This is a genomic window from Caballeronia sp., assembly GCF_049581465.1.
Taxonomy (GTDB): domain Bacteria; phylum Pseudomonadota; class Gammaproteobacteria; order Burkholderiales; family Burkholderiaceae; genus Caballeronia.
In genome coordinates this window covers 1-5,325 of sequence record NZ_JBAUSA010001272.1, presented here as the reverse complement: position 1 = coordinate 5,325, position 5,325 = coordinate 1, and the positions used below count along the sequence as shown (strand labels likewise).

Sequence of the window (5,325 nt, the reverse complement as noted above, 5' to 3'; positions counted from 1 at the left end):
AACCAGCCGTCCACGCCATACCGTAGTGCGACTGTGTCAGCACAGCCGTCACCGCCTGCCCCGCTTCAGTGAGCGGCCCGCCGCTCATCACCGTTGCCTGCAACCACAGGTAGAGGCAGCAGGCGAGCGCCAGCACGCACAGCGCGAAGAGTCGCAAGCGGCCTAGCGTGGCGGCGAAAGCCTGAGTGGCCCGAGCATCCCGCCCAAGCATCACGCCGCACGCGAACGCCCCCACCGCGATCGCAAACAGCACGTCCTGTGCTGCAGCGACTGCGATCTGCATCACAACGAGGGGCACCATCGTCACTTCACCGTGAAGCTATAGTGACCCTGCGTGCGATGTCCGTCAGCGGCCACCGCTACCCACGCGACCGAGTAGCCGCCCGGCGTCAGCGGGTTGAGCGCCGCCGACATGTGTTTCTTGTTTGCAGGATCGACCACGGCCTTGTCGCTCGTGACCGACTTTCCCTGCGCATCGGTCACGGTGATTGAGCTAAACGCGGGCTCAAGGCCATCGTCGAAATCGATTGCCACCTCTTTTTGCGAGGTGGGCACGGTCGAACCGGCGGACGGCACCTGATGGGTCGGATAGGCGTGGGCATGGGCGAATTGGGCGAAAGTCAGTGTGAGCGCGGCGACAAGGCCGCGCGCCGTAAGTGAGTTCAGGAGAGCGGTTTTCATCTAGTTGAAGAGTGGTTTGCCAAGAGACTTGGGGAAGATGTCGTCGAAATACAGGTGAGCATCGAACAGCACACCGACGTGATTGCCGGTCCGGCGATTGACCGGAATCTGCGCTTCGACACCAAACTGGCCGTAGCGGTTAAGCCAGAGGAAGCCCGGGTTGATGGTCCCTGTTGTTTGACCGGCGCATGCGCCCGCCGTACACGTACTCATCGGCGCTTCTACGACCAGGAACACGTTGCTGAACGGCTGCGGAATCCCGAGGTCTTTAACCTGCGATTGCAAGTACGGAATGCTGTATTGCAACGTCAAGCCCCAGCCGAACGAATTCGGCCCGTTATCGGACGATGCAGTCGTCAGGTTCGGGCCAAGTTCGCCGGTGATCGCGAAAGGCCGCAGGTAGCTGAGCGAGGCCGGCAGGTCGCCGAAGCCCTTGCCGAAATAGAAGTCCGGAGTGAACGTCGAATACGAGTTCCCAATCGATCTTGAGCCCGTGCCGCCAATTTCAGCCTCGAGACCGATCGATGCCATGAATTCATGGCGCGCATTCGCATAGATCATGTACTTAGCGCCGACCGTGATGTTGTCCCAGCCCTTGGCCGAGCCACCGTTCGGTGCGTTCTGGCTAACGTAGTCACTCGCAATGCTAAACGCGAGATTCTGCGTGATCAGCTTGTCCCACTCGTAGGACACAGTGTTGATGTTCATATCATCGCCGTTACCCGTCGGACTCTTGATATGGCCGAACTGGGTGTCGAATTCGTCGCCGACTCCGGGGTCGTCGACGGTCAGCGTCGCCGGAAATACGCGGTCGCCAACCACTGCGTGAGCCGAAGCTGCGGGCGAACCGGCGAGACAGGCGGCCGAGCCGACCGCCATAAGGGCGACGCGTGCAGGCGCCGCGTGTCGCTTGAAAAGCGTTCGCATGATTGTCCTTCTCCAATTGTCGTTGAGCGTCGACGCATCTGCGCGGCGACATCCGGCTACTCATGCAGCGCGGTTACGCGGCTGAGTTCAGAACGAGTCAGGAGAGGACGGGGGGCGCACGCGGCTGGGCCGCGGTGTAGAGGAACGGTACGCGTACTTCGTGGTGCGTTGCATGGTCCGGCGCGCGCGTGACCAACTGCGTGGCCACGAAAGCGAGTGCCGAACCCGGCAGGACCGGCACGTGGGCGAGCATGCCGCAATAAGCACAAGCCTGCCAGTGCAACGCTGCGGGATCGGAAGACTTGCCGTCATTCGATCCCGCACGCGTGTCCGCGTCGGCCGAGCAGTAAGTCGCCAGCGCCTGCCCTAAGCGGTCGTGTCCGGCACGCGCCTGCGAGATCGTCGGCGCAAGCGTGCCCATCAGGATTGCAAGCAATCCTAGGAGGCTGCCGATTTTTTGTAGGCGAATGCTAAACATGCTGGGGACGAGAGGACACGGAGTAATAACGATGTGGCGCCGATTATGCCACGCGGCTATTGAGCACGGCATGCAAGAATTGACATGTCACACGTGGACCCATCGTCGGCGATTTTTCAAGGAAAATAAAGCAGCTACGCACACCTCCCAATGAAACCAACGGCCACCGAATGCCGCTTTTCCAAAGGTGAAAGCAAGATGAAATCAAATCTCAACCGGCACGCGCTAGTCGCCGTTGCGCTCGCGGGCCTCGCCACGACCGGCATCAATACCGCTCGTGCGGACGACACCGTGCAGTGCTTTGGCATCGCCAAGGCCGGTCAGAACGATTGTGCGAGCAAGACCGGCGTGCATGGCTGTGCGGGCCAGTCGAAGGTCGACAATGACAAGGGCGACTTCAAGTCCGTGCCAAAGGGGACCTGCGAAAAAATGGGCGGCACGGTCGGGAAATGACGCTTAGCCCATCAAAGGTCCATCGTCGCGTCTTAACAAGGTTCGCACAGGGGGTCATATGAGTACGACCACCTCGGTTGTGTTGGCACCCTCCGGTGTCGGTGTCGGACTGCGTCACGCGCACTATGGCGACTTCCTCAACGGGGCGCCCGCAGTGGATTGGATCGAGGTGCACAGCGAGAATTATTTCGGCGATGGCGGCTATGACCTGCACGTACTCGATACCGTGCGACGTGATCTGCCCGTTAGTCTGCATGGTGTCGGCCTCGGGCTGGGTTCTGGAATGCCACTTGACCTCATTCACCTGGGCAAGCTCCGGCGCCTGGTCGAGCGGAGCGAGCCTACCGTCATCTCCGAGCATCTGTGCTGGGAGGCGACGTCCAACGGTTACCTGAACGACCTGCTGCCGATGCCGCTGACCGATGCATCGCTCACTCATCTCAGTTCGCGAGTCAATCAAGTGCAGGAGACGCTGGGCCGGTCAATCCTGCTTGAAAACGTTTCGGCCTACGTCCGATTCCGCGACGACCAGTACGGCGAGACGGCGTTTCTTGCCGAACTGGCGCGACGCACGGGATGTGGCGTGCTGCTCGACGTCAACAATCTGTACGTGAACCAGTGCAATAACGGCGAGGATGCGATCGCGGCGATGGATGCATTGCCGCCTGGCATGGTCGGTGAAATTCATCTGGCTGGGCACCGCATGACCGACGTCGCCGTCATCGACGATCATGGCTCACGTGTCGCTCCCGCCGTCTGGGCGCTCTATGAATACGCGCTAGGCCGCTTCAAGGAATTGCCGACGTTGATCGAATGGGACACCGATGTGCCGCCGTTGAGTGTCTTGCTGGACGAAGCGCAACTCGCACGCAATAAGATGTCACGGGTGCGGCCGGTCACGCTAGGGCCATGCGACCGCCACTCCGGTAAAGGCGAGTAATGGCGACGCAGCTTGAATCCCTCCAGCGAATGTTTGCCGCGGCGCTTGGAGATGCGCAATATGAACCGCCGTTGCTTTCGCGTCTGAAGCCTGTGCCACCGATATCCAGCTCGGACCCGGGACGGGTCGATCGAGGCGAGGCGGCCGATACACGCGCCCTTGCCGCTGCCGATGACGCCTTGCGCCGCCGCATCGCGCTTTACCGTGGCAACGTGCGCGGCCAATGGCGCGCGGCGCTCGCGAATGCCTACCCCGTGTTGCTCGCGCTTGGCGGCGACGCCTATTTCGACGCGCTGTCACTCGCATACGCTCGCGCGCATCCGTCGGAGAGCGGTGACCTCATTGGCTTCGGCGATGCATTGCCGAGCTTCATCGAGCAGTACGAGCAAGACTCACGCTTTCGCTATTTCGGCGACATGGCGCGCCTTGAATGGTCACTGCATGTAGCAAGCTTCGCGGCGGACGTAGAAGCTTTCACGCCGCAACACTGGATCGAGATCGGTCAGGAGCGGTTGCTCCAGGCGCGGTTGGTCGTCAACGAGGCATGCGTGGCAATCGCCTCTCAGCATGCGATAACAGACATCTGGCTCGCGCATCAGCCGGGCGGGGTGTTCCCACAGGATGTCGACGTACCGTCGTGGACCCTCGTCGTGCGTCCGCTGTGGCGACCCACAACACTTGTGCATTCAGCGGCTGCACATGCGGCCTTTGTCGCGTTGCAGCGTGGCAATACGCTTAACGAAGCACTCGATGCGGCATTCGCACTTGACCCCGAATTCGATTTCGCTTCCCAGTGGCACGCGTGGATCTCCACATCGGCGATTACAGGCACGGTAAGCGTCCACGAACGCTCCAACACCCGCGCCTAACTGCCTCGCCGGACAGCCGAAATGCCTTCCCCAGCCTGCCGCGAAACAGGATCAGGCGTCCGACGGGGACCATCATCGCGCCACCGATTCCCTGCACGATCCGCGCGCCGATCAATGCGGAAAGGCTCCCGGAAGCGGCGCACGCCACGGAGGACAGCGTGAATGTCGCGATTGCCCACATGAAGACGCGCTTCGCGCCGAAGCGGTCGGCCACCCAGCCGCTAAGCGGAATGAACACCGTCAGCGCGACCAGGTAGGCCGTAATCGCGCTGCTTAGATGAACCGGGTCGACGCCGAGATCGCGCGCCATGGACAGCAGCGCGGTCGCGACAATCGTGCCATCCATGTTCTGCATGAAGAGGGCACTGGCGACAACCGCAGCGGTCAGGCGGAAATTGGTGGGTTTCACGAAGCGGTCAGCGTGGTTCAGTATTGCAGACGCACGCTGCAGGGGCCGGGCGATGCGGTTTTGATGGGTAGCATGCTTATGATTCTACTTGAAGCGCTAGCGGCGCCGGACTAATGCGATGCTAGACAACCTGACTCGAAGCTCCAAACCCTGCGGCTGCGGCTGCTGCCGTGCAACCTGCTGCAAAGCGCTCGGGTCGTGTATAAGATCGTCTCATGTCCGAGCATGTCGAAACCAAGCTGCGGTCGCACGCCGACTCTGCAGCAACGGGTGTAAGTGAGCCGCCACTGGCCGCGCCTAGCACCGCATCGCTGCTGCTGGCGGCCTGCATTGCGGCGATCGCGTGGCTGTCGCTTGCTGCCCAAGCCGACATCACCGTGCACCGAATGCTTGCTCGCGGGTTGGGCGTGTTCGACGGCATCGAGCGGCTGAGCAGCTACCTGACAAACCTGACGATATTCGTCACTGCTCTCTGTTTTTCATGTGTGGCCGCGCGTGGCCGGTCGCCGGTCGCGCGGTTTTTTTCCCAGCCACCGGTGGTGACGGCCATGGTTGTGTATATCGTATT

The 5,325-nt window shown here is 61.4% G+C and carries 6 protein-coding genes and 3 pseudogenes; 4 read left to right on the top strand and 5 right to left on the bottom strand.

Annotated elements, in window-relative coordinates; all coding sequences use genetic code 11:
• The 4 genes and pseudogenes from WCA53_RS30875 to WCA53_RS30860 all read right to left on the bottom strand — a co-directional run.
• Positions 1-301, bottom strand: a pseudogene (locus WCA53_RS30875) (copper resistance protein CopD); the annotation flags it as partial.
• A gap of 2 nt (positions 302-303) precedes the next feature.
• The gene (locus WCA53_RS30870) at positions 304-681 is read right to left on the bottom strand and encodes a copper resistance CopC family protein (RefSeq protein WP_423920456.1); all 378 of its coding nucleotides are present in this window, start codon (positions 679-681) and stop codon (positions 304-306) included.
• The gene (locus WCA53_RS30865; protein ID WP_423920453.1) at positions 682-1,608 is read right to left on the bottom strand and encodes a hypothetical protein; all 927 of its coding nucleotides are present in this window, start codon (positions 1,606-1,608) and stop codon (positions 682-684) included. It abuts the gene before it with no gap.
• A gap of 97 nt (positions 1,609-1,705) precedes the next feature.
• A complete protein-coding gene (locus tag WCA53_RS30860) occupies positions 1,706-2,086 on the bottom strand; it encodes a DUF2946 domain-containing protein (protein ID WP_423920450.1) in 381 nt (126 codons plus the stop codon).
• A gap of 198 nt (positions 2,087-2,284) precedes the next feature.
• Between WCA53_RS30860 and WCA53_RS30855 the strand changes: the two genes are divergently transcribed.
• Genes WCA53_RS30855 through WCA53_RS30845 form a run of 3 tightly spaced genes read left to right on the top strand, consistent with a single transcriptional unit; the run spans position 2,285 to position 4,348 of the window.
• A complete protein-coding gene (locus WCA53_RS30855) occupies positions 2,285-2,539 on the top strand; it encodes a DUF2282 domain-containing protein (protein ID WP_423920447.1) in 255 nt (84 codons plus the stop codon).
• A 58-nt stretch (positions 2,540-2,597) separates the two neighbouring features.
• Positions 2,598-3,479, top strand: a complete 882-nt coding sequence (locus WCA53_RS30850; protein WP_423920443.1) for a DUF692 domain-containing protein — start codon at positions 2,598-2,600, stop codon at positions 3,477-3,479.
• A complete protein-coding gene (locus WCA53_RS30845) occupies positions 3,479-4,348 on the top strand; it encodes a putative DNA-binding domain-containing protein (protein WP_423920438.1) in 870 nt (289 codons plus the stop codon). Before WCA53_RS30850 ends, WCA53_RS30845 begins: the two co-directional genes overlap by 1 nt.
• A 37-nt stretch (positions 4,349-4,385) precedes the next feature.
• Here the strand turns inward: WCA53_RS30845 and WCA53_RS30840 are convergent.
• Positions 4,386-4,757 (bottom strand): annotated as a pseudogene (locus tag WCA53_RS30840) (MFS transporter); the annotation flags it as partial.
• Positions 4,758-4,972: 215 nt separating this feature from the next.
• Between WCA53_RS30840 and WCA53_RS30835 the strand changes: the two are divergent.
• A pseudogene (locus WCA53_RS30835) lies at positions 4,973-5,325 on the top strand (hypothetical protein); the annotation flags it as partial.

Coding starts and splice junctions, on each gene's coding strand:
- WCA53_RS30850 (WP_423920443.1), top strand. CDS start 2,598: ATGAGTACGACCACCTCGGTTGTGTTGGCACCCTCCGGTGTCGGTGTC.
- WCA53_RS30865 (WP_423920453.1), bottom strand. CDS start 1,608: ATGCGAACGCTTTTCAAGCGACACGCGGCGCCTGCACGCGTCGCCCTT.
- WCA53_RS30845 (WP_423920438.1), top strand. CDS start 3,479: ATGGCGACGCAGCTTGAATCCCTCCAGCGAATGTTTGCCGCGGCGCTT.
- WCA53_RS30870 (WP_423920456.1), bottom strand. CDS start 681: ATGAAAACCGCTCTCCTGAACTCACTTACGGCGCGCGGCCTTGTCGCC.
- WCA53_RS30855 (WP_423920447.1), top strand. CDS start 2,285: ATGAAATCAAATCTCAACCGGCACGCGCTAGTCGCCGTTGCGCTCGCG.
- WCA53_RS30860 (WP_423920450.1), bottom strand. CDS start 2,086: ATGTTTAGCATTCGCCTACAAAAAATCGGCAGCCTCCTAGGATTGCTT.